Source organism: Paraburkholderia xenovorans LB400, assembly GCF_000013645.1.
GTDB classification, from domain to species: Bacteria; Pseudomonadota; Gammaproteobacteria; order Burkholderiales; family Burkholderiaceae; genus Paraburkholderia; species Paraburkholderia xenovorans.
Genome location: NC_007952.1, coordinates 1,935,200 through 1,957,169, shown reverse-complemented (window position 1 = coordinate 1,957,169; position 21,970 = coordinate 1,935,200). Strand labels below are relative to the sequence as shown.

22 protein-coding genes and 1 pseudogene are annotated in these 21,970 nt (G+C 59.9%); 18 read left to right on the top strand and 5 right to left on the bottom strand.

Annotation, left to right across the window (positions count from 1 at the left end; all coding sequences use genetic code 11):
* Positions 1-4: 4 nt before the first annotated feature.
* Positions 5-1,594, bottom strand: coding sequence for a glycogen synthase GlgA (gene glgA / locus BXE_RS30615; RefSeq protein ID WP_011492000.1), 1,590 nt, complete (start codon positions 1,592-1,594; stop codon positions 5-7).
* Positions 1,595-2,066: 472 nt separating this feature from the next.
* On the opposite strand from glgA, the gene tssF reads away from it, so the two are divergent.
* The 3 genes from tssF to BXE_RS30600 all read left to right on the top strand — a co-directional run bounded on the left by tssF (position 2,067) and on the right by BXE_RS30600 (position 6,663).
* Complete coding sequence (gene tssF / locus BXE_RS30610; RefSeq protein ID WP_011491999.1) at positions 2,067-3,956, top strand: type VI secretion system baseplate subunit TssF; 1,890 nt, start codon at positions 2,067-2,069, stop codon at positions 3,954-3,956.
* 191 nt (positions 3,957-4,147) lie between these two features.
* The gene (locus tag BXE_RS30605; protein WP_011491998.1) at positions 4,148-6,178 is read left to right on the top strand and encodes a type VI secretion system Vgr family protein; all 2,031 of its coding nucleotides are present in this window, start codon (positions 4,148-4,150) and stop codon (positions 6,176-6,178) included.
* A gap of 35 nt (positions 6,179-6,213) precedes the next feature.
* Positions 6,214-6,663: a DUF1795 domain-containing protein gene (locus BXE_RS30600; RefSeq protein WP_011491997.1), complete on the top strand. Its 450-nt coding sequence runs from the start codon at positions 6,214-6,216 to the stop codon at positions 6,661-6,663.
* Between the two features lie 310 nt (positions 6,664-6,973).
* Here BXE_RS30600 and BXE_RS46995 read toward each other — a convergent pair whose 3' ends face one another.
* A complete protein-coding gene (locus BXE_RS46995) occupies positions 6,974-7,309 on the bottom strand; it encodes a hypothetical protein (RefSeq protein ID WP_202798771.1) in 336 nt (111 codons plus the stop codon).
* Positions 7,310-7,322: 13 nt separating this feature from the next.
* On the opposite strand from BXE_RS46995, the gene BXE_RS30595 reads away from it, so the two are divergent.
* The 12 genes and pseudogenes from BXE_RS30595 (at position 7,323) to BXE_RS30580 (ending at position 15,333) form a co-directional block, all read left to right on the top strand.
* Positions 7,323-11,270: an RHS repeat-associated core domain-containing protein gene (locus BXE_RS30595; RefSeq protein WP_202798770.1), complete on the top strand. Its 3,948-nt coding sequence runs from the start codon at positions 7,323-7,325 to the stop codon at positions 11,268-11,270.
* A gap of 24 nt (positions 11,271-11,294) precedes the next feature.
* The gene (locus BXE_RS46060; RefSeq protein WP_148223027.1) at positions 11,295-11,717 is read left to right on the top strand and encodes a hypothetical protein; all 423 of its coding nucleotides are present in this window, start codon (positions 11,295-11,297) and stop codon (positions 11,715-11,717) included.
* A gap of 215 nt (positions 11,718-11,932) precedes the next feature.
* On the top strand, positions 11,933-12,094 hold the full coding sequence (locus tag BXE_RS46990) for a hypothetical protein (RefSeq protein ID WP_199577123.1): 162 nt from the start codon (positions 11,933-11,935) through the stop codon (positions 12,092-12,094).
* A gap of 18 nt (positions 12,095-12,112) precedes the next feature.
* Positions 12,113-12,352 (top strand): hypothetical protein, encoded by a 240-nt coding sequence (locus BXE_RS30590; protein WP_011491993.1) that lies wholly within the window; start codon positions 12,113-12,115, stop codon positions 12,350-12,352.
* Positions 12,353-13,134: 782 nt separating this feature from the next.
* Positions 13,135-13,611: a hypothetical protein gene (locus tag BXE_RS46055; RefSeq protein ID WP_148223026.1), complete on the top strand. Its 477-nt coding sequence runs from the start codon at positions 13,135-13,137 to the stop codon at positions 13,609-13,611.
* 113 nt (positions 13,612-13,724) lie between these two features.
* Positions 13,725-13,994, top strand: a complete 270-nt coding sequence (locus BXE_RS48265) for a polymorphic toxin type 50 domain-containing protein (protein WP_011491989.1) — start codon at positions 13,725-13,727, stop codon at positions 13,992-13,994.
* Positions 13,976-14,053: pseudogene (locus tag BXE_RS48260) on the top strand (polymorphic toxin type 50 domain-containing protein); the annotation flags it as partial. The gene BXE_RS48265 and the pseudogene BXE_RS48260, both read left to right, overlap by 19 nt.
* 15 nt (positions 14,054-14,068) lie before the next feature.
* Positions 14,069-14,275, top strand: coding sequence for a hypothetical protein (locus tag BXE_RS44660; RefSeq protein WP_011491988.1), 207 nt, complete (start codon positions 14,069-14,071; stop codon positions 14,273-14,275).
* 201 nt (positions 14,276-14,476) lie between these two features.
* Positions 14,477-14,722, top strand: coding sequence for an RHS repeat-associated core domain-containing protein (locus tag BXE_RS47935; protein WP_167540890.1), 246 nt, complete (start codon positions 14,477-14,479; stop codon positions 14,720-14,722).
* A 74-nt stretch (positions 14,723-14,796) separates the two neighbouring features.
* Complete coding sequence (locus tag BXE_RS48255; RefSeq protein WP_407668643.1) at positions 14,797-15,045, top strand: hypothetical protein; 249 nt, start codon at positions 14,797-14,799, stop codon at positions 15,043-15,045.
* Positions 15,002-15,115 (top strand): hypothetical protein, encoded by a 114-nt coding sequence (locus tag BXE_RS48250; RefSeq protein ID WP_407668642.1) that lies wholly within the window; start codon positions 15,002-15,004, stop codon positions 15,113-15,115. Before BXE_RS48255 ends, BXE_RS48250 begins: the two co-directional genes overlap by 44 nt.
* Before the next feature lie 8 nt (positions 15,116-15,123).
* Positions 15,124-15,333, top strand: coding sequence for a hypothetical protein (locus BXE_RS30580; RefSeq protein ID WP_011491986.1), 210 nt, complete (start codon positions 15,124-15,126; stop codon positions 15,331-15,333).
* Between the two features lie 341 nt (positions 15,334-15,674).
* Here the strand turns inward: BXE_RS30580 and BXE_RS30575 are convergent, their stop codons facing one another.
* Entirely contained in the window at positions 15,675-17,147 is a 1,473-nt protein-coding gene (locus tag BXE_RS30575; RefSeq protein ID WP_011491985.1) for a sodium:solute symporter family protein, read from the bottom strand.
* Positions 17,144-17,359, bottom strand: coding sequence for a DUF3311 domain-containing protein (locus tag BXE_RS30570; protein ID WP_011491984.1), 216 nt, complete (start codon positions 17,357-17,359; stop codon positions 17,144-17,146). Before BXE_RS30570 ends, BXE_RS30575 begins: the two co-directional genes overlap by 4 nt.
* Positions 17,360-17,737: 378 nt before the next feature.
* Between BXE_RS30570 and BXE_RS30565 the strand changes: the two genes are divergently transcribed.
* From BXE_RS30565 to BXE_RS30555, 3 genes are all read left to right on the top strand, one after another.
* Entirely contained in the window at positions 17,738-18,415 is a 678-nt protein-coding gene (locus tag BXE_RS30565) for a MarC family protein (RefSeq protein WP_011491983.1), read from the top strand.
* 70 nt (positions 18,416-18,485) lie between these two features.
* Positions 18,486-19,319 (top strand): class II glutamine amidotransferase, encoded by an 834-nt coding sequence (locus BXE_RS30560; RefSeq protein ID WP_011491982.1) that lies wholly within the window; start codon positions 18,486-18,488, stop codon positions 19,317-19,319.
* Positions 19,320-19,334: 15 nt separating this feature from the next.
* Positions 19,335-20,195, top strand: a complete 861-nt coding sequence (locus BXE_RS30555; RefSeq protein ID WP_011491981.1) for an MBL fold metallo-hydrolase — start codon at positions 19,335-19,337, stop codon at positions 20,193-20,195.
* Between the two features lie 18 nt (positions 20,196-20,213).
* Here BXE_RS30555 and BXE_RS30550 read toward each other — a convergent pair whose 3' ends face one another.
* Positions 20,214-21,968 (bottom strand): cobaltochelatase CobT-related protein, encoded by a 1,755-nt coding sequence (locus tag BXE_RS30550; protein ID WP_011491980.1) that lies wholly within the window; start codon positions 21,966-21,968, stop codon positions 20,214-20,216.
* Between the last annotated feature and the right edge of the window lie 2 nt (positions 21,969-21,970).

Here is a 21,970-nt window from a genome sequence, read left to right as displayed (position 1 = left end):
ACCCTCACGCGCTGCGCGCCATCTTCCCGAGTCCCGCATTGAACTCTTCCCTGCGGCTACCCGCAGCGGCGGCACCACGCGCCCGCACCGGCGTCTTGCGGACCCGCGTATCGCGCTGCGCCGGACGCGCATCCACCAGCTCCGCATACAGCGAGAGATAGTTCGAAGTCGACGTTGCCCAGCCGAAGTCGCGGCTCATCGCATTACGCTGCAACACATGCCACGACGACGGCTCCACGAACGCGTCCAGCGCGCGGCCGAGTGCATGCATCACGTCATCCGGAGTTTCGCCGTCGAACAGAAAGCCGGTCGCCTTTCTGTCGCCGCGCGGGTCGTGCGGCAGATAGTCGACGATCGTATCGGCCAGGCCGCCCACGCGCGAGGCCACCGGAATCGTGCCGTAGCGCATTGCGTAGAGCTGCGTGAGTCCGCAGGGTTCGAAGCGGCTGCCGTGCAGCAGAATGTCCGCACCCGCGTGCAGCATGTGCGCCCGCCGCTCGTCATAACCGATCTGTACGCCGACGCGTCCCGGCCACGCGGCCGCGATGCCCTGCAGCGCCTGTTCGATGCCTTGCTCGCCCTGGCCGAGAATCGCGAACTGCAGGCGCGGATGCCGTTCGAGCAGCGCCGGCAGCGTATGCACGACGACGTCGGCGAGCTTCTGTTCGGTCAGACGGCTGCCGATGGCGACGAGCGGTGCGAACGGATCGCGCGTCAGCCCGAAGGCCTGCTGCAAATCGCGCTTGCAGGCCTGCTTGCCGGCCGTATCGTCGACGGAATAGGGGCGCGCGATATGTTTGTCGGTAGCCGGATTCCATACCGCGCTGTCGATGCCGTTCACGATGCCCGACAGCTTGGCCGCCTGCGCCTGCAACACGCCTTCCATGCCGTGCCCGAAACGCGGCGTCAGGATTTCGCGCGCATAGCGCCGGCTCACGGTCGTGACCCGATCCGCATGGACGATGCCGGCTTTCATCATGCTGAGCGAGCCATAGAACTCGATGCTGCGTTCGTCGGAAAGCGCGGGCGCCAGCAATTCGGGCGGCACGCCGATCCAGCCGCCCATAGCGAGCGGATGGTTGCCCTGGAACGCCAGGTTGTGAATCGTGAAGACGCTTCTGGCGGCAACGCCCGCAAGCCGCAGATACAGCGGCGTGAGTCCTGCATGCCAATCGTGCGCGTGCACGATGTCGGGGCGCTTCACGTTGCGCACGCCGCGCGCCACTCGCGCGGCCGCTGCAGCGAGCGATGCGAAACGCGTGAGGTTGTCCAGATAGTCGCGTCCTTGCGGATCGCGGTAGAGGCCTTCGCGCGCGAACAGGTGATCCATCTGCAGAAGCAGCACCGGCACGCCGGTGTCGGGCATGTGGCCGCGCAGGAGCCGGGCGTCGCCGCCGGGCAGGCCGGTCATGCGCGCGACGGGCGTGACGTCGACGGCGCGTTCGAGCGCGGCCGGATACGCGGGCATCAGGATCGAGACATCGACGCCGGCATCGCGCAGAGCGGCGGCGTATGCGCTGACCATGTCGCCGAGGCCGCCGGATTTGGCGAGCGGCAGGGCTTCGGAAGCGACGAGAAGAACGTTGAGCGGCAAAGCGGCCCCCAAGGACGGGATTTGTGCACTCGCACAGTGCGGTGGGATGGGTAGACGCGTCTGTTCAGCAAGGGGTGTGCCTGATATTCGAATTTTGGTTTGGCTCAGGCAGAGGGTTTCTGTTGCGGTGCGGGTGGACGAATTTCTGGCGTGAACGGCCGATTTATTTGTGTTGACGGCTTGTTGTCTGAAAGGCGTTTTTTCATTCGTATGTAGATTTGACATTCACGCGCAAAGTTAGGACACAACGCCTTGTGCGCGCCAATCGTTGCACATCTTGACAATTCATCCGATGAATATCGGTTAGCCTTGTTTTTCTTTCCCGGGGCACGCGGTGCGGGCTGGAAAGGTGAGCAAGCTAGCCGTACCGAGAGGGCTGCCCGGCGTCGATCCGTGCAGAGACGCTCACGGAATCTGTCGCGGCGAAACGCTGGTGCGCACCTTCTCCCGCACTTAACGAAACGGAGCCAAAGTGGACCCTCGACTGCTGGAGTACTACACGAGTGAGCTGGTCTACATGCGTGAACTGGCGGGTGAGTTCGCGCAGGCCCATCCCAAGATTGCCCGGCGCCTGGGCATGCAGGCGGGCGAGATTGGCGACCCGTACGTCGAGCGTCTGATCGAATCGTTCTGTTTCCTGTCCGCACGCATGCAGTTGCGGCTCGACGCCGAATTTCCCCGCCTGACGGAACGGCTGCTCGAAATCATCTATCCGAACTATGCGGCGCCCACGCCGTCAATCGCGGTTGCGCGGCTGTTTCCCTGCGCCACGGAGGGCAATCTCGCCGAAGGCGCGCACATCGCGCGCGGTGCGGCGTTCATGAGCGGCACGCTCGTCAACGAGAGTACGCGCTGCCAGTTCCGCAGCAGCCAGGACGTCACGCTATACCCGCTGGAGATCAGCAGCGCGAAGCTGACCGGCATCCCGCCCGACATTCCCGCGCTCGACCGCTACGTGCGCTACGGCGCCGAGGTCCGGGGCGCGTTGCGGCTGCGCCTGCGCACCACGAACGGTGTCGCCATCGAGAGCCTCCGGGGACTGCACCGGCTGCCGGTGTATCTGGCCGGCGACGAGCGGACGGCTTCCCACCTGTTCGAATTGCTGCACGCGGCCGGTATCGCGTCGATCATCGGCGAGCCGGGACGGTTCGGCACGCCGGGCGCTCCGTTTCATGCGGTGAGTGAGGAGGCGGTGGTTCATGAGGGGTTGGAACCTGGACAGGGGCTGCTCCCGCTCGTTTCGCAGAAGCTTCACGGGCACAATCTGCTGCACGAGTTCGCGGCATGCCCGTCGCGCTTCTACTTTTTCACGCTGACCGGGCTCGCGGCCGGCCTGCGCCAGGTGTGCAGCCGGGAAGCGGAGATCGTCGTACTGCTCGACCGGCCGCCCGGCGCGCTGGCCGACCGGGTGGATGCGTCGCAGTTCGCGCTGTTCTGTACGCCGGTCATCAATCTGTTCAAAAGCCGGTCCGATCCGGCGGAAGCGTATGGCACGGGCGCCGAGTTCCAACTCGTTCCCGACCCGCTTGCGCCGCGCGATTACGAGGTGTTTTCAGTCCAGGGTTTGTATGGTCAGGTCAGCAAGAATTCGGAGTCACTCGAATTCCGTCCGCTGTACCAGACGCTGACCAACGACGAAGGCAATCACGGGCGGTTTTTCACGCTGCGTCGTGAGCGCAAGCTGGCGTCGGACTCGCTGCGCCGCTACGGCACGCGCACGCCGTACATCGGCACGGAGGCTTTCGTGTCATTGGTCGATCAGGACGAACGGCCCTATGAACAGCACATGCGCTACCTCTCGATCGACGCATGGCTGACCAACCGCGACCTGCCCAACCTGATCCCGTGCAATGGCGTCAGCGATCTCACGCTGCTGCAATCATCACCGGTTCAACAGGTGGGGTTGATCCGCACGCCCAGTGTTCCGCGCGCACCCTATGCGGAGCGCGAGGCGGCATGGCGGCTGATCCGCCAGTTGAACTTCAACTACCTCACGCTGCAGGCGCGAGCTGGCGAGGCGTCGGGCGCGAGCCTGCGTGATCTGCTGCAACTGTTCGTTGCCGCGGACAACACGGCTTACCGTCAGCAGATCGGGAGTCTGGTGAAAGTCGGCAGCCGGACGGTGACACGCAAGCTTCCGCGTTCCGGCGATCTTGCCCTCGGACGTGGTATCGCGTGCACGCTGACCGTTGACGAGTCGGGTCTCGGCGGCGTCAGCACCTATCTGCTCGGCCTGATTCTCGAACACTACCTGGCGCGGCATGTATCGGCTCATTCGTTTACACAGACCGAGCTGCATTCGGTGCAGCGCGGCCGCGTGGTGGTGTGGCCGGTGCGCATGGGCACACGTGGCGTGGCCTGAACAATCGTAGCAGTGCAGGGTTGGGCCAGTGAGAAGTGGTGTGTGAGAAGCGGTGTCTTAGTTTTAATCAGAATAATTAGGATGGCTATAGGAATGGAAGGATTAAAGATAGGGCATTTGGTGATACACGGTAAGCGCGACGCGTCCAGCGACACCTGCGGAAAGCCGGTTGCACGGCATGGGTACGGCATATGCTGAACTTCGTAACGCGACGCACCCTGACGGTCAGCGGCGCGATGCTGCCGACCTTGCCCGACGGCGAGCCGGCATTGCAGCTACGCGCCATCGCAGGGGAGGAAACCCTGTCGACGATCTACGAATACGAGCTGAGCCTCGTCACGCCCGTCGATTCGCTGCTGCCGGACAGCACGGCCGCCAACTTCGACCTGAAGGAGATGATCGGCGGGGAACTGACGGTCACCATCCAGCTCGACGGCATGGGGACGTTCGTGCCGGGTATGGCCGGCGCCAGTGGCGCGGCGAATTTCGGCGCCGGCATGCGTGAGATCAGCGGCATTGTGACCGCGGCGAGTCTGGTGAGCCAGTTGAACCGCCAGTATCTCTACCGGTTGAAGATGCAGCCGTGGATCGTGCTTGCCGAGCGGCGCACCGACTACCGGATCTTCCAGAACAAAACAGTCGTCGAGATCATCGACGAGGTGCTCAAGAGCAATTATCTCTACTCCTACGTCAAGCGTCTGGGCGGCAGGTATTCGAACCTGGTCTATCAGGTTCAGTACGGCGAGTCGGACTTCGCTTTCATCCAGCGCCTGATGGCCGAACACGGCATCTACTGGTTCTTTGAGCACAGCAGGAGTTTTCACCGCATGGTGCTGGTCGACAATCTCGGTGCGCACAAACCCGTGGAGAGTCTCGCGTACCAGACGCTGTGGTACTACCCGCCGGGACACAAGATCGACCGCGAGTACATCGAGGAATTCCAGACGACCGATTGCATCCAGTCGGGCGTCTGGACGACCGACGACTTCGACTTCACGCAACCGGGCGCGGATCTGGCGGTAAAGAACGCGCTGCCGCAGAAGACAGCGCATAACCGGCTGAGCGTCTACGAATGGCCGGGCGACTATACGGACGCGAAAGACGGCGCGCAGTTCGCGCGCGTGCGCATGGAGGAAATCCGCGCGCGGGGCGAGCGTGCCACGGGCAGGGGGCATCTGCGCAACGTGGTGTGCGGCACGACCTTTACGCTCGCGGGCTATCCGCAGGAGGCGGCAAACCGGGAATACCTCGTGATCGGCGCGAAGCTGCTGGCGGAAGAAACCGGCGAGCAAACGGGCGCGGGCCAATACCGCATCGACACGACGTTCGAGTTGCAGCCGGCCACCACGATGTTCCGCGCACCCCGCACGGTGGCGAAGCCGCGCACCACCGGACCGCAAACCGCGATCGTGACGGGGCCGCCCGGCCAGGAAATCTGGACCGACAGATACGGCAGGGTGAAGCTGAAGTTTCACTGGGACCATTCACCCGTGAACGACCAGAACTCATCGTGCTGGGTGCGGGTGTCGTATCCGTGGGCGGGCAGCAACTTCGGCGGCGTGAACATACCGCGCGTGGGTCAGGAGGTGATCGTCGATTTCGAGAATGGCGATCCCGACCGGCCCATCGTGACGGGGCGCGTGTTCAATGCCGCCTCCATGCCGCCGTGGGAGTTGCCGGGCAACGCGACGCAAAGCGGCATGCTGTCCCGTTCGATGAAAGGCCACTATGGCACAGCCAACGCGATCCGCTTTGAAGATAAGGAAGGCGCGGAGGAACTATGGCTGCAGGCCGAGCGCGACATGCGTACCGAGGTCGAGAATGATGCGTTGCATACGGTCGGTAACGACCGCGTCAGAACGGTTGCGCGAAACGAGCTCGTGACGATCGGCGACACGCGCCAGCGGTGTGTCAAGGCCGATGACGGGACACTCGTCGGCAAAGACCGGGTGGTCGAGGTTCTGAACAATCTGCTATGCGCAGCGGGCGACAGCATCACGCTTTCCTGCGGCGACAGCATCATCGAGCTCAAGAGCAACGGGGAGATCAATGTCACCTGCAACAACTTCAACATTACCGCGAAGCAGAGCGGAAAGATCAATGCGCAGGCAGGAAACCTCGACCTGAATATGGGTGGCAAACAGGAAGGCGTGGCGCCTCACGGTTCCGGTGAGAAAGCATCCATCCAGTCGCACGTCGACGCCGTCTTTCCGAAAAAGTAGTTATCCCCCGACTCCATCCACGACCATTCATCTTGATGCAACAAGCCCGTTATTACACCAATGAGGCGGCGTTCACGCTGCCCGACGACAGCTATGTCGATAGCAGTTTCAATGTGATCCGGCTGCCGCAATTGAACGCGAACCTCGTTATCAGCCGCGGTGCGTTGAAAGACGGCGAAACGCTCGAAAGCAGTCTCGACGAGCAGATGCGCCGGCTGGCCGATCAGGTGGCCGAACTGCATTACAGCGCGAAGCAGCCTGTCACGATCGGCCCGCAGCAGGACGTGGCCGGCTTCGAGATGCAGAACCGCTTCATGCGCGGCAAGGAGCCGGTATATCAGTATCAGCTGGCGTGGCTGCTGCCCGGCACGCGCACGATGATGGCGCTGAGCTACACACGCGCCACCGCGCTGACCGACACCGACGCGGCACACTGGAGCGCCATCAAGGCGAGTATCGATTTTCGCAGTGCCACGCGCGGCTGACGGGGGACGTCATGGGAGAGGCGTTCTGGGCCGCCCGCGAGGGCGACGCGCTGCTGCATACGTCGCTGATGGCCGATATCGCGGGCGGCGTGCTCGACGTGGCAATCAATGCGGCCATCATGCTTGCGGTGGATCTCGCCGTGGGAGCCGCCATTGCCGCTGCTCCATTCACGTTCGGTGCCAGCGCATGTCTCGCGGTGGGACTGGTCGTCGGTGTGGGCGTCGGTATCGGCATGTCGGCGTCGGGCCTGAGCGAAGGCATATCTTCGTTCTGTTCCGATGTCGGTAACGCGATATTTCCCCCGACCGTTCAGGGACATATTTCGAGCGGATCGGCTGACACGTACGTCAACGGCAAACGTGCGGCGCGCGCGGCCGGCATTCTGCTGACCCAGGAGGAGATCGATGCGCAGGTGAAGGCCGCCGCGGAAGCACCGCCCAGGCAGCAGTCGATCATCGATATCGCGGGCGAGGCATTGCAGTGGGGACAAGCTTTCATTTCGCAGATGTGGCGCCCGGCAGTGGCCGCGCCGGAGCCCGCGAATCCCTGTCCGGACGACAAGGTGCATTGCGAGAAACACCCCAGTTCCATCACGGCGATGGCCGAGGACGTTGCCAATGCGTCTGCCGGCACGGTGTTTTTCAATGCCGTATCCGGCATGGGTGCGCTGGATGCCGGGCTGAAAGCGGTCAGCGCGATCAACGGCGCATCGGAATACATCGCCGAGGGCGTGAAGCACGTCACCATCAACGGCCAGCCCGCCGCCCGCAGCGGCGCCCGTACCACCTGCGAAGCAAAGGTGGTGGACGAGCCCGCCAGCGGCGCCGATGTTTCACCCGATGTCAGGATCGGCGGACCGCTTGCCGTCGTGCGTGAAATTCGCAGCGGCAAATCGCCCATTGCGCTAATGATTGCGGTGGTTCTTGCTTTCATGGGCAAGGGCAGCGCGACCTCGAAGTTTGGCTGTTTCCTGTTTGGCACCGGTGTAAGCGTCCTCACGCAGAAAGCCGGCGACGCACTGCGCGGTCTGTACCACCGCGCCAGCAATGCCGTATTGCAACCGGTGAATGCCGCAACGGGCGCCAAATATCTCGCCGGCGAGGAGGACCTCGACTTCAGTCTGCCGGGACCCTTTGCGCTGGACTGGCAACGTATTTACAACAGCCGCGACGAGCGTCACGGCGGTATGTTCGGCACCGGCTGGAGCGTGCCGTTCGAAGTGGCGATGGAGGCGACACCGGGCGCGGAAGATACCGACTGCTGGACCTTCATCGACGAAACCGGGCGGCGGGTGAATCTGCAGGCGGTGCGGCCGGGCCAGGGATTCCGCAGCCCGGGTGAAGGCCTGAGCGTTCGCCGCAGTGCTGCGGGCCACTGGCTGGTGGAAAGCGACGAAGGTCTTTACCGCGTGTTCGAGCCCGATCCGCACAATGCCGAACGTCAGCGCCTGTTGCAGTTGAGCGATCGCAATCGCAATGCATTGCGGCTGCACTACAACGATGCCGGCCGGCTCGAGGCGATCGCCGACAGCACGGGTCATCAGTGTGTGCGGCTTCACTATGAGGAGCCGGTACATCCATACCGCGTGAGCCGGTTGGAGCGGCTCTACGGCGAAGATCTGCAACAGCGCGACGTGCTCGTGCGCTATCGCTATGACGCTGACGGCAATCTGGCCGAGGTGCGCAACCGTGACGATACGATTCTGCGTCAGTTTGCGTACGATGCCGGCCATCGCATGGTGATGCACCGGCTGCCGGCGGGCATGGAATGCCACTATGGCTGGGGGCGCTTCGACGGCCCTGATGGCGAAGAGTGGCGCGTCGTCGAACACTGGACCGATACCGGCGAGCACTACTGGCTGGACTATCAGATCGAGGCGCGCACCCTGCGGGTACGCGACAGCCTGGGGCGCAGCACGTTCCGGCAATGGGACGAGCTGTATCAGATCACCTGCTTCGAAGACGAACTCGGGCACGTGTCGCGCTTCGAGTGGAGTCGCGAGCGGCAATTGCTGGCCGTGACGGATGCGAAGGGCGGCGTATGGCGTTGGGATTACGACGAAGCCGGCCGCGTGAGCGCGGTCACCGATCCGCTCGGCCGGGTGGAGCAGACGCAATGGCATCCGGTGTGGGCGCTTCCCACGCTCGAAGCGGACACGGGCGGCAATACGTGGCGGCATTTCTACGACGAGCGCGGCAACCGCATCGTCACGATAGACCCGTTGATGCAACGTACGCTCTATCACCGCGACGCACACGGACAGGTCATGATGATCACCGACGCGCGCGGCGGCGAGCGCCATCTGCGTTGGAATGAAGATGGCCAGTTGAGCAGTCATACCGATTGTTCAGGTTCGGTGACGGCGTTCTATTACGACGCGCGCGGCGCACTCGAATGCGTGACCAATGCCGAAGGCGACTGCACCCGCTATCGGCGCGATGCGTTGGGGCGACTCGTCACGATGGTGCATCCCGATGGCAGGGAAGAGCGTTTCACCGTGGACGCGGCCGGACGGCTGCTGACACATACCGATGCCAGCGGACGCACTACCCGTTATCAGCGTGATCGGCGCGGCCTGGTGCAGGCGCGCATCGACGGTGCGGGGCATCGCGTGGGCTTCGAGTACGACAGCTACGGACGGCTGTTGGCGCTAGTCAACGAGAACGGCGAACGCTACGGCTTTGCCTACGACGCGAAAAACCGCCTGACGCGGCAGACGGATCTGGATGGCCGGCGTCAGGAGACGGATTACGACGCGCTGGATCAGGTGGCGGCGGTGCGATACGCCGCCGGCGGCGACGCACAGATCGAGCATACGTTCGGTCGTGACGCGCTCGGCCGCCTGATTGGCCGGTACACGCCCGATGCGATCACTTTCCACGACTACGATGCCAGCGGCAACCTGCTGACGATCTCACGCAAGCGGCACGACGCGCCGCGTAAGCGGGACGTGGAGGTGATCGCATTCCGTTACGACCGTCTGGGGCGACTGCTGGAGGAAGCGACGTCGCAGGGGAAACTGCGTCACGAATACGATGTGCTGGGCAACCGGATCGCAACGACTCTGCCCGATGGACGCACGATCAATCATCTGTATTACGGCAGCGGCCACCTGCATCAGATCAATGTGGACGGCGAAACGGTCAGCGACTTCCAGCGCGACCGTTTGCATCGTGAAGTGCTACGCAGTCAGGGCAAGCTGGACACGCGCAGCCTGTACGACGTGAACGGGCGGCTGGCGCGCCGGCAGAGTTATCGCGGCATGAATGGCGTGGTGCCGGACAGGGTGATCGACCGCGGCTACCACTACGATGCGCTGGACCGCCTGGTGAGCAAGCGCCACAGCTTGCAGCAGCAAACCGTGTATCGCTATGACGATAGCGGGCGCATCAGCGGATGCCATAACGAGGCGTACTGGGACACGCTGCAGTACGACGCGGCCGCGAATCTCGTGGAAGTGCGGGAGCGTGCACGCGTGAAAGGCGAACCGGCTCCGGTTGAGCGGGAAGGCAACGTGGTGCGTTTCAACCGGGTGCTGCGGTTTCGGGATCGACGCTACGAATACGATGCCCACGGACGCACGGCGAGCCGGCTGACAGCGGCGGGGCTGCAACGCTATCGATATGACGCGGAACACCGGTTGGTGGAAGTGAGTATCGAGCAGACCGGTGGCCCGGTTCGGCGCTACGGTTACGCGTACGACGCGGTGGGGCGGCGTGTTGCGAAGTTTGCGATGGACGGGGATGGACAGCCTTTCGGGCGGACCCGTTTTCTGTGGGACGGTATGCGGATGGTGCAGGAGGTGCGGGCGGACGGCGCCGATAGCTTGTACCTGTACAACGGCGAAGGCAGTTACGAGCCGGTGGCCCGGATTGATGGCCGCAACGGGCTCGGGCATAGCATTTATTACTATCACACGGATATCAATGGCGCACCGGAGGAACTGACCAGCGCGGACGGGCGGATCGTGTGGCAGGCGATGTATCAGCTGTGGGGCAACACCGTGCGCGAGAGCGAGCCGGAGAGCTATGCGGTGCGCCAGAATTTGCGGTACCAGGGGCAGTATCTGGACCGGGAAACGGGGCTGCATTACAACACGCTGCGGTATTATGATCCGGATATTGGGAGGTTTACTACGCCTGATCCGATTGGGTTGGCGGGTGGGGTGAATCTGTATCGGTATGCGCCGAACCCCATGTCGTGGATTGATCCGATGGGATTGAGTTGCACCAGCAACTTAAAAGATATTGAAAACCAACTTTCGCGTGGAAAAGGTGCAACGGTAACAGTTAGCTCTAAAGCAGAGGCGGAAGAGTTGCTCAGGGCTTATACAAGTGGGCCAGCTGGAAGGCGAGGAGCGTTTAGAAATACAACGGGGCAGGAATTTCCGAGGGATCTATTTGATCCAGAAAAAGTGGTGGGGCCGGGCTCAATTCCACATAATGCGTCGGATTGGCTTCCGGCTGGACGTGGTGCTTTCCAGAGAGAGGGAACATACCATTGGGATGCCGCCAATGCGGGAGCCAATCCAGGAGATCATGCCTTGCTTGGAGATCACCTGCAAATTCACAATTTTGATGGGTCAATCATTCGGATATTCTACTGACAGAATTGGAGGTGGATTATGTTTATGAATCGGCATGCGCCTTTCCCTTCGAGTATGCGCGGTGATAAAGATGGCGCTTATTGCGAAGTTATGATTGACGGTGGTGATGCTTCTCGATTTTTAATAATAAGGCCAATTGAATACATGAGGGAGAGGGATCGTGATTTGATAGGGCGCGGCATTTTTGAAATCAAAGATCTCTATCCGGAAGTGGAGCGTCTTGGTCATATTCCTTGCGAAGAAGTGGTCTGGTTGTACAAGTTGGAGGTTTTCGTTGTTGAAAAAATATTTCACGGAAATAGTGAGCTATTTTTTGAAAATACAATGAATTTTGACTATTTTGTATTTGATGATTATGGATGTTTATTAAGATTTTGCGAAGAAAAATACGGGGTAAAAGAATCTGATTTTTCAAAGAGTTGGGAGACTGGCTACCCGCAGTCCTGATTTTTGAGAATATGCGTATGCGCCCAATCCACTGAAGTGAATTGATCCGCTTGGGCTATCGTGTGATGCCACATTTAATCCTCAGAAAAAATTCCAGTACAAAGAAAGGGAAATGTCGGTTATGAAGCTTGTATTGAGTGGACATGCAAAGGATGCTATCTCAAATAGGGACGAGCAAGTTTGGTACGAATAGCCTGAAGATGATAACCAAGTATATGGAAGAGGTTATTGAAAATAGCTCTGTGTCAGCAAATGGCAAGGATTTGATATATCAGTTTTCCAGAAATATTGGGGAAAATGTTGATGGTGTTGCAACCAATACAATAAAATTATTTTTTGATTCGAAAGGACGGGTGAGAACAGCTTTCCCATTGTGAAAAAATTCTGGAAAAAGGATGATGGAACATCATGCATTGGCAGCTTTGAAGGAGTCTATTGCGGGCAGCAATAGAATTGCGAAAATAATTTTCGACAATTTTGAAGCGAGGGAAATGCAAGAAATAAGATTGAATTTGATTTGCCTGACATATGATTTTGCTTTAGGAAAAGTGTTATTGCAATATTATGCGAAGGATGGCGATTATCCAGATGTTGAGGTGAGTTTTAGCGAAATGAATGCTCTTGTTTGCAGTTAAGATTTGCATCTAGGTGTGAAGCCAGCATGCTCGATCCACCCTTCGGCGAGCTCCATCCGTAGATAAAGCGGCGCGATGGTGGAGCTTCGTCGGTTGCGCCAGTCGCTTGTTTCAGCGTCCCGTGATTTGCGCGCGCCATACGCTGCGCAACTGGTCACTCTGGGCCTTGAGTTCAATGGACCGTGCTGCGCGCTCTGGCGGTATCATCGTATTCGGGGGCACCGTGAGGCGGTGGCGGGTACAGTCAATGGAGACATGGAAGCGCTGGCCGGCCTTGAAGAATGACTTCGCGCCTAACCACCTGTCGATGTGTTCCCAAGGCATGAAGGGCTGCCGCGGGCGCGGTGGTGTGTCCAGTATCAATATGCGCCCAATCCGGTTGGGTGGATTGATCCGTGGGGGTTGAGTTGTGAAACGACCGACCCCAAGACAGAATCATTTGAAAGCTGGGTTGCCAGAAGTCGTGGTGAAGCAGACGTATATCTGAGGAACGTAGGGAAGAATGATCCTAACTATGTCGGAATATCGAAAAATCCATGGCAACGATATGCCGACAGCCTTGGTTATAAGCTCGACTTACTTACCAATGAAACCGGACAACTGCTAAGAAACGAAGCGAGATCGGTTGAGCAGGCTATAACTGATGCCAAGCGTGGAATATTTAAGAACGTTGAAAATAGTATCGATCCTGGTCGTGCTTTGTACAAAGATGCGGTTTCGTGGGGTAGAAATTGGTTCATGGATAATGGGTGGGGGCATTTACTCGAATGAAAAAAGTGCAAATGAGAGATGTAATTGGTCTTCTGGAAGGAGGAAAAAAAGAAAAGCCTAAGAAAGGAGACCTCTTTGTCATGTATATGAGGGGAATAGGATTTATTCCTGGATTAGTTGTAAAAGATGATTTCAGGTACGGTAAGGAAAAGCTCTGTGTAATCTATCTTTACAGTGAATTTGGAAATGATGAAAATTTTAATTTCCTTAGAAATAAGGAAAGATTGATCGTACCGCCCGCTCTTGTTACGGAAATGGACTGGAGAGGTGGTGGAGGTTTTCGAAATACAGGTCATCTAAATGACTTTGATATGAATGTATTTTCAAGCCATTGTTTTTATGATCGACTAAAAAATCGTTATATTGATGATAGTGGCGAGGTTTGTGAAAAAAGCGAGCCATGTGGACTTTATGCAATTTCAAATATCGGCGCAGAGGCTATAGGGATTTATGAGAAATTAAATCCCGACGTTGAGGTTGTCGATTAAATGTTCGGGGAGTGCCAAAGGGCCGCAGACGCGGCCCTTTGTTCATCTACTTGGCGGTAACGATGGCGAATCAACACTCAGGGTAAAAAGTTTATCAATTTGCGCCCAACACATTGGAGTGGATTGATCCACTGGGGCTAACTTGCATTTCCACTGAAATTCATGAGGGAGCCCAAGGGAAACATATCCCAGGACATAACAACTATACTCAAGGGAAAAGCATACTGAATTCGGATGCTCAAGCGCTATTGGACCGCTATCATGCTGGAAGCGTGGTGACATCAAGACCAATAAATGACAATAAAGTCAGGGTTAATTTTGGCGATGAAATTGGTACCCATATAGATCCGAGTGGCGTTAGTACCCGACATCTTGGGGCGTAATCCATAGTGGCAAAAATGGTGCCCACATTGTACCTGCGCTGCCTGACACCATACCTTGATGCGGATTAATAAAGATGAGCGAAGCAGATTTGAAGTTAATTATTCTCACATCTTTTTTGGGGGCAATAAAAGAAGGTGTGCGAGCGATTGCATACGATTATTCTGGTGATCTTATATCCATATATGGATATTTTTCTAGAGACCCGAATGATGACGATTATGATGCAATAGATGTGGCTGTTACGGAAATAATGGCATCGTGCCCTCAGTTCCAGCGGTAGCAAATAGAGCTTGTACGAACGAAGGAGCCGATTGGGAGGCTGGACTCATACAAAGGATGGATCTTTGTCCGTTGTGAAGACTGAAGTCTTAGTTTGTGTACCTTCAAGCCGGGCCGCGAACCAGCGCGGACGGGCGGATCGTGTGGCAGGCGAAGTACCAACTGTGGGACAACACCGTGTGCGAGAGCGAGCCGGAGAGCTATGCGGTGCGCCAGAATTGCGGTACCAGGGGCAGTATCTGGACCGGGAAACGGGCTGCATTACAACACGCTGCGGTATTATGATCCGGATATTGGGAGGTTTACTACGCCTGATCCGATTGGGTTGGCGGGCGGGGTGAATCTGTATCAATATGCGCCCAATCCACTCGGCTGGCTTGATCCGTGGGGGCTTCGATGCACGCCAGGCGAAGCCGCAGGGCGTGGGCAGAATGTTACGCAGGGTTGATGGTTACGTGGTACGCATGGGAACGCGGGCGTTTTCCCTCGATCAATAGCGGATCAATAGCGGATCAATAGCGGATCAATAGCGGATCAATAGCGGATCAATTGAGAGGACAGAAGTTTAGGGATTTCGATCATTTCAGATCAGGATTTTGGAAGGCAGTGCCTAAAGATACAGACCTGATCAGTCAGTTTTCGAAGTTAAACGTTTCGAGAATGAGCGATGGGCTGGCACCAAAAAGCTTCAGTGACGCAAGGTGTAGGAAAAAACACGTCTTACGTTTTGCATCATATAGAGCCAATTCAGCATGGAGGTCGAGTCTATGACACGGATAATTTGCTTATCGTGACGCCACGCTATCACGCGGAAATTCTTGATTCTTCTTACCATTATTAGAGGTGGTCATGGAAAGAAATGATTTGATTGCATTGGTGAATAGAATAAAGGAATCAACGTATTCCTCCGAGGAAGAGGCGGATCTCGATATTGATATGCTGACAAAAAATACAATTGATCCATACGCAATGGAATACATCTTTCAGAAGGAATATGAGGATTTATCTTCAGAGGAGATTGTGGATAAGATACTTTCTTATAAATCTATACAATTATAGATTTACATAGAACGAAGGGCCGCGTGAGCGGCCTTCGTTCGTCTACTCGGCAGTAATAGTCAGCCGCCCGTGTTCATCGGTGATTCTCACGTGCTGCCCCCGGTGTGAAGCCAGCATGCTCGATCCACCCTTCGGCGAGTCCCATCCGTAGATAAAGCCGCGGGATGGCGGAGCTTCGCCGGTTGCGCCAGTCGCTTGTTTCAGCGTCCCGTGATTTGAGCGCGCCATACGTTGCGCAACTGGTCACTCTGGGCCTTGAGTTCAACGGTCCGTTCTGCGCGCGTTCGAGCGCTCTGGCGGGGTCACCGTACCGTGACCCCCCCCTCCAACCCGCTCCCCCCTCAATGCACCGGCGCATGCGTCTGCTCGACCGGCCGCGGCTGCGTCACCGCGCTCACCGCCGCGAAGACGATGATATTCACCGCCAGCGCCAGGAACCCGATATTGACGTCCTTCAACGCGTCGGGCAGGAACGGCATCAACTGGCCGATGCTCAGATGCATGGTCGTCGTCACGGCCACTACCGCCACGCCCGCCACAATCCCGCAAAATGCGCCTTGTTTGGTCGCGCGATTATGCGGACGCAGGCTGCAGATCACCGCGGGAAAAAGCTGGGTCACAAAGCTGTAACCCATCAGCAGCAGCGCGACAATGGTTTCGCCGCCTTGCAGCGTGAAGGCGACGGCCACCAGCGCCACCACCGGCACGAGGACACGCGCGAGCATCGCCACCGTGGCGTCCGAAGCGTTGCGGCTCACCATGCCGCGATACACGTCGTTGGCGAGCAGCGTGGAAGCGGACGTGAGGATCATCGAGCCCGGCACCAGCGCGGTCAGAATCCCGGCCGCGCCGATCACGCCGACGAACCACGGGTCGAAGGTCTGCAACGAGAGGCGGAACAGCGACAGGTCGATGTCGCCACCCTTCAGACCCGGCACCTTCAACGTCGCGGCAAAGCCCACAAAGAACACGAACAGCAGGATCAACTGATACAGCGGCAGCACCATCGCGTTACGGCGAAAAATGCGTTCGTCCTTCGCGGTGAAAATCGAACCGAACGTATGCGGCCACATGAAAAAGCCGAGCGCCGTCAGAAGCACCGTCGACTGGAACCAGGTCACGCTCGAACCCTTGGCCGGGAAGGTCAGGAAGCCGGGGCGGGCGGCGTCGATTGCGCGGAACATGTCGCTGAAGCCGCCGTAGTAGTGCAGCGGCAAATAGATGCCGAGGAACAGCACGATCGCCAGAATCAGCAGATCCTTCACCACCGAATTCCACGCCGAACCGCGCACGCCGGAGACGATCACATAAGCCGTCACCACACACGCGCCGATCCACACGGCCGCCGTCGACGAAATCGCGCCGTACGAGGCCGTTGCCACGATAATGCCGAGCCCCTTCAGTTGCAGCACGAGGTACGGAATCAGCGCGGCCACGCCGACCAGTGCGACGAGCGTACCCAGCGCGGGGCTTTCGTATTTGCGCGTGAAGAAGTGCGGCTGCGAGACGAGCCGGTGTTTCTTCGCGTAACGCCAGATGGGCGGCAGCATCCAGTACGAGAGAATGTAGGCAAGCGTGCCGTACGCGAGAATGTAGTAAACCGGCGCGCCCTTGCCGTAAGCAAAGCCGCTGCCGCCGAGGAACGTGAAGGTCGTATAGATTTCACCGGCCATCAGCAGGAACACGAAGGCAGTGCCGAAACTGCGTCCACCCACGGTCCATTGTTCGAGACTCATGTCGTGGCCGCGCCTCGCGCGCACGCCCAGGTAAAGCGCAAACAGCGTAATCGCCGCAATGATGATGAGTGCGCTCATGAACTGGCCTCCTCGCCGTCCACGGCAAGCTGACGGTTGGATGGATCCATACGGTAGATGATCGCCATGATGATCGAACTGAGCACCACCCACATGACGATCCAGGCAAGCACGAACGGCATGCCGAGCACGAGCGGCTCGACACGATTCACAAACGGGACGCCGAGCAGAATGCCGATAAATGGCAGCGCGGCAAGGACACGAAGCAACATGGGGGCAACTCCTCGAACCGGTAAGTACGTCTCGTTGAAAGTGCGGCTTCGCTGGGGACTGTATGCCTGATGCTTTGGTCGCGTAAAGCAGGTCAAAAAAGTGTAGGCTTTCTGAAAGTTGTGGGCGCATCTTTACGGCGCCGGTTGCTGCGCTGCAAGGCGTGGCGCGCTGCGGCAAGCCCGGCGGAATGTGGCTTTTTTACGGTTGCGGCTGGCGCGCCGCGATATCATCTCGCCACGCAACGCGAGCATCACCTGAATCACCTGAATCACCTGAATCACCTGAATCGCCGGAGAGAGTCCGGTCTTATCAACATGGCGCGGCGTGCCGGGTGCGCAGACGAACTACCCGAGCCGCCGCTCGACACGGAAACGCATATGGTCGAAAGTCTGATCCCGGACATTCTGTTTGGCTTCACCGGGCTGATCAGCATCATCAATCCAATCGGCATTGCTTTTGTCTTCCTTGACCGGACGGCTTCGCTGAGCAAGGAAGAACGCACGCAGCTGGCTCGTAAAATCGCCATCAACGTGTTGTGCGTGCTGCTGGTGGCGTTTTTTATCGGCACGCCGATTCTGCATTTCTTCGGCATTTCCATGCAGGCGCTGCGCATCGGCGGTGGTCTCGCCGTCGCGGTGGGTGGCTGGCAGATGCTCAACGCACCGGACACGCAGCCGGGCGAGCAGCCGGCGGTCAAACGGGTGGATGCGGATAATGCGATGTCCAAGGCGTTTTTCCCTTTCACCATTCCGTTGACCACCGGGCCGGGCTCGATCGCCACCGCCATTGCGCTGACCGCGAACCGCACGCACAAGCTCTCGGCGTTCGTGATTTCGAGCATCGCGTCGGTGGTGATCTCGGTGGCGGTGGCCGTCACGGTCTATCTGGTGTACAGCCGCGCGGTGATTTTCGCCAGGTATCTCGGCGTGGAAGGAACCAAGGTCGCCATGCGTGTATCTTCCTTTCTGCTGCTGTGCATCGGCGTGCAGATCATGCTGACCGGCTTCTCCGAATTCCTGATTCCGATTGCGACCATGCAACCGGTGGTCAAATAGACGCATACCCGGCGGCCCATCGCACCATCCGGCGCTGGGGGCGCTCACGCACCCGACAGGAGAACACTTCATGTGCCGTTGGCTCGCATACACGGGCAACCCGCTCCAGCTCGAGACGGTGCTGTTCAACGCCAGACATTCCCTGATCGACCAGAGCCTGCATTCGCGGCTCGGCTACACCACGACCAACGGCGACGGCTTCGGCATCGGCTGGTACGGCGAGCCGACCGATATCCCGTTTCGCTACCGCTGCATCCAGCCGGCGTGGAGCGACCGCAATCTGCGCGAAGCGGCGCGGGCGATTCGCGCGCCGCTGTTCGTCGCGCATGTCCGTTCGGCGACGGATACGCCCTCGCAGGAAACCAACTGTCATCCGTTTCGCCACGGCCGCTGGCTCTTCGCGCATAACGGCCTGATCCGCAACTATCCGGCGGTGCGCCGCGATCTGATGGTGATGATCGACCCCGATCTGTTTCCGTCCATCGAGGGTTCGACGGATTCCGAGGTGATGTTTTTTCTCGCGCTGACCTTCGGCCTGGAACTGGCGCCGGTCACCGCGCTGGAGCGGATGGTGGCATTCGTCGAGGAAACCGGCCGCAAGCACGGCGTGGATGAACCGCTGAACATGACGGTATGCGTGACCGACGGCGAGCAGATCGTAGCAGTGCGCTATTCGAGCGAAGGGCAGTCGCGCTCGCTGTTTCACAGCACCTCGTTTCATCATCTGCACGAGTTGTATCCCGACGATCCGCGCATCGCGGCGGCCGGCGAGAATGCGTTTCTGGTGTTGTCCGAGCCGCTCGCGGACCTGCCGGGCTGGTGGGAAGAGATTCCCGAGAGCACGGTGGTGGTGGCGCGCGGCGGCCAGATCGAACAGTATCCGTTCAGGCCGCAATCGGCGTAAGCGGGGGAGCCGACCATGACGCCTCAGATCGAAGCGTTTTACGATGACACCACCGGTACCTTCACGTACGTCGTCTATGCGGCCCAAGGTTCGCTGTGCGCGGTGATCGATCCGGTGCTCGACTATGATCCGAAGTCGGGCCGCACGTCGACGGAATCGGCGCAGCGGGTCGTCGCGTTCGTCAACGCGCATGGCTTGCGCGTGCAATGGCTGCTGGAGACGCATGCGCACGCCGATCACGTGTCGGCCGCGCAGTACCTGAAGGACACCCTGGGCGGCAAGATCGCGATCGGCGAGAGCATTCGTATCGTGCAGAGCACCTTCAGGCGCATCTTCAATCTCGGCGAGGACATGCGCACCGACGGCCGCCAGTTCGACCATCTGTTCGCGCCCGGCGAGACTTTCAGCATTGGCGAGTTGAGCGGCGAGGCGTGGCATGTGCCCGGCCACACGCCGGCGGACATGGCGTACCGGATCGGCGACGCGGTGTTCGTCGGCGATACGCTGTTCATGCCGGACGTCGGCTCGGCGCGCTGCGATTTTCCCGGCGGCGACGCGCATACCCTGTACGACTCCGTGCGCACGCTGCTCGCGCTGCCGCCCGGCACGCGGCTGTGCATGTGCCACGACTACCCGCCGCCTTCGCGCGGGCCGCAATGGCAAACCACGGTGGCCGAACAGCGGCGCGGCAATATTCATCTGCACGACGGCGTGAGCGCGGCGGAGTTCGTGGCGATGCGCACCGCGCGCGATCGCACGCTCGGCATGCCGACATTGATTCTGCCGGCCATTCAGATCAACATCCGCGCGGGCAGGTTTCCGGAGCCGGAAGACAACGGCGTGCGTTACCTGAAGATTCCGCTGAATGCGTTTTGAGCCGCGCGAGCGGTGGTGTCAGCGTGCGAGCAACATTGCGCTCAATACGGAGAACACCGTCGCCGGCAGTTCGGCGAGGCGGCTCACTACCACGTTGTGCGGATAGAAGTCCTCCACCGCGTCGGTCAGCACGCCGATTCCCACCAGTTCGATACCGCGCTTGCCGATCGCCGCAATGCGCTCGCGCAGATCGCTGCGCAGCACCTGCGGATCGCCGTCGCCGGTGGACGGGTAGCCGTCGGAAAACATCATCAGAATGCGGCGTTCGGCCGGGTGATCGGCGAGCCGCGTCGCGGCCCAGGCCAGCGCCTCGCCGTCCGGATTCTCGTGTCCGCAGTCGATTGCGGCGATCCCGCTCAGATCGGTCGCGCCAAAGCGTTTGTAGACCTTCAGATCGAGTCGTTCGACGAAGCGGTTATAGCGCCGCAAATCCGCACCGGCGGCGAGTTGCCGTGCGTAGAGCTGCTGCATGGGCGGGGATTCGACCGAACAATAGCCGAGCACTTCGCAATCGAACGACAACTGCGTGAGCGCATCGCACAGGGCGGCCGCGCACTGGCGCGCGAGTTCGATCTTGCGGCCGGCCATCGAGCCGCTGCGGTCGATCAGCAGGGTCACGGCCACGTCGCGTCCTTTGGCGGCCCGCTGCGTGCGAAACGGCGTGCGATAGCCGGGCGAAGTCGCGAGTTTGGCCAGCGCGGTGCGATCGATCTCGCCGCGCTCCTGCTCGCGGCGCCAGCGGGTGCGCTCGTCCGCGCTCAGCGCGCGTTCGAGCTTTTCCTTGAGCGGCGCGGTGTCCGCGCGAGCCTGCGCCCGCAGTTCGCGCCACGCGGCGCTGTCGCCCTGGCCCGTGAGATCGCGGATGTCGTCGAACTCGGTGGCGAGCGGAATCGACAGCCGGGCTCGCCATGCATCCGCTGGGAAGCCGGCTGCGTTGCCTTCGGAACGCTCTGACGGCTGTTGCGCGTCCGCCGGCGATCGACCCATGCCGACCGCGTTGTCTGCCTGCGCGCCGCCGCTTCGATCGGACGGCGGCGAGTTCGCGCTGGCCTGATCGGGCAGCACGGTGTCGCCGTCATCGAGCGGCGCGGACGATGACGCGGCCGTTTCGGTATCGATGTCGTCGAGCGCATCCGCGGTGAACGCCATGCTGTTCACTTCGCCCGCCGACAGCGCGCGTACGCGCGCCACGAGCGCCTGCGCCGACGCGATGCTCTGCGCGGTCGAACGGCTCGCGCGGGCGTCGTGCAGCAGGTCCTGCGCGGCATGCAAGGCGGCGAGCAGCGAATGGCTTGCTTCGGTGCTGGTGGGCGTTTCGTCCCACAACGCGCGCTCCACCAGCCAGACCAGCCTGTCGCGCCAATGCAGCTTCGGCCAGCGCTGCCGCACGCGCTCGGCGGCATGCAGGCGCAACCTGCCGATGAACCAGCGCGCGCCCGGATATTCGTCGAGCAATTGCCCGCACACGCGGCGGTCTTCGATCACCTGCGCGAGATTCGCGGCGACGCCCGAGGGCAGCGCGTCGAGTTGCGCGAGCGAAGCATGCCTGGCGCGCGCGACCAGCAGATCCAGATAGCCGATCAGCACATCGCGCTCGACCCCGCCATTCAACTCGTAGTCGGGAATCACAATGCGCCCGGGCTCGACGCGCGGACCGTCCGGACTGAACGCGACCGTCACGCCGTATTGCCCGGTCAGCACGCGGGCGACCTTGCTGAGCGTGGATTCGAACGCGAAGCCGCGCGTGTCACGCATATCGCGCGTGGCGTGCATGG

Excerpts from the sequence above, each read along its gene's own strand:
- BXE_RS30605 (WP_011491998.1), top strand. The coding sequence starts at position 4,148 with ATGCTGAACTTCGTAACGCGACGCACCCTGACGGTCAGCGGCGCGATG.
- BXE_RS30600 (WP_011491997.1), top strand. The coding sequence starts at position 6,214 with ATGCAACAAGCCCGTTATTACACCAATGAGGCGGCGTTCACGCTGCCC.
- BXE_RS30595 (WP_202798770.1), top strand. The coding sequence starts at position 7,323 with ATGGGTGCGCTGGATGCCGGGCTGAAAGCGGTCAGCGCGATCAACGGC.
- BXE_RS46060 (WP_148223027.1), top strand. The coding sequence starts at position 11,295 with ATGAATCGGCATGCGCCTTTCCCTTCGAGTATGCGCGGTGATAAAGAT.
- BXE_RS46990 (WP_199577123.1), top strand. The coding sequence starts at position 11,933 with ATGGAAGAGGTTATTGAAAATAGCTCTGTGTCAGCAAATGGCAAGGAT.
- BXE_RS30590 (WP_011491993.1), top strand. The coding sequence starts at position 12,113 with ATGATGGAACATCATGCATTGGCAGCTTTGAAGGAGTCTATTGCGGGC.
- BXE_RS46055 (WP_148223026.1), top strand. The coding sequence starts at position 13,135 with ATGAGAGATGTAATTGGTCTTCTGGAAGGAGGAAAAAAAGAAAAGCCT.
- BXE_RS44660 (WP_011491988.1), top strand. The coding sequence starts at position 14,069 with ATGAGCGAAGCAGATTTGAAGTTAATTATTCTCACATCTTTTTTGGGG.
- BXE_RS47935 (WP_167540890.1), top strand. The coding sequence starts at position 14,477 with ATGCGGTGCGCCAGAATTGCGGTACCAGGGGCAGTATCTGGACCGGGA.
- BXE_RS30580 (WP_011491986.1), top strand. The coding sequence starts at position 15,124 with ATGGAAAGAAATGATTTGATTGCATTGGTGAATAGAATAAAGGAATCA.
- BXE_RS30575 (WP_011491985.1), bottom strand. The coding sequence starts at position 17,147 with ATGAGCGCACTCATCATCATTGCGGCGATTACGCTGTTTGCGCTTTAC.
- BXE_RS30570 (WP_011491984.1), bottom strand. The coding sequence starts at position 17,359 with ATGTTGCTTCGTGTCCTTGCCGCGCTGCCATTTATCGGCATTCTGCTC.
- BXE_RS30565 (WP_011491983.1), top strand. The coding sequence starts at position 17,738 with ATGGTCGAAAGTCTGATCCCGGACATTCTGTTTGGCTTCACCGGGCTG.
- BXE_RS30560 (WP_011491982.1), top strand. The coding sequence starts at position 18,486 with ATGTGCCGTTGGCTCGCATACACGGGCAACCCGCTCCAGCTCGAGACG.
- BXE_RS30555 (WP_011491981.1), top strand. The coding sequence starts at position 19,335 with ATGACGCCTCAGATCGAAGCGTTTTACGATGACACCACCGGTACCTTC.
- BXE_RS30550 (WP_011491980.1), bottom strand. The coding sequence starts at position 21,968 with ATGCACGCCACGCGCGATATGCGTGACACGCGCGGCTTCGCGTTCGAA.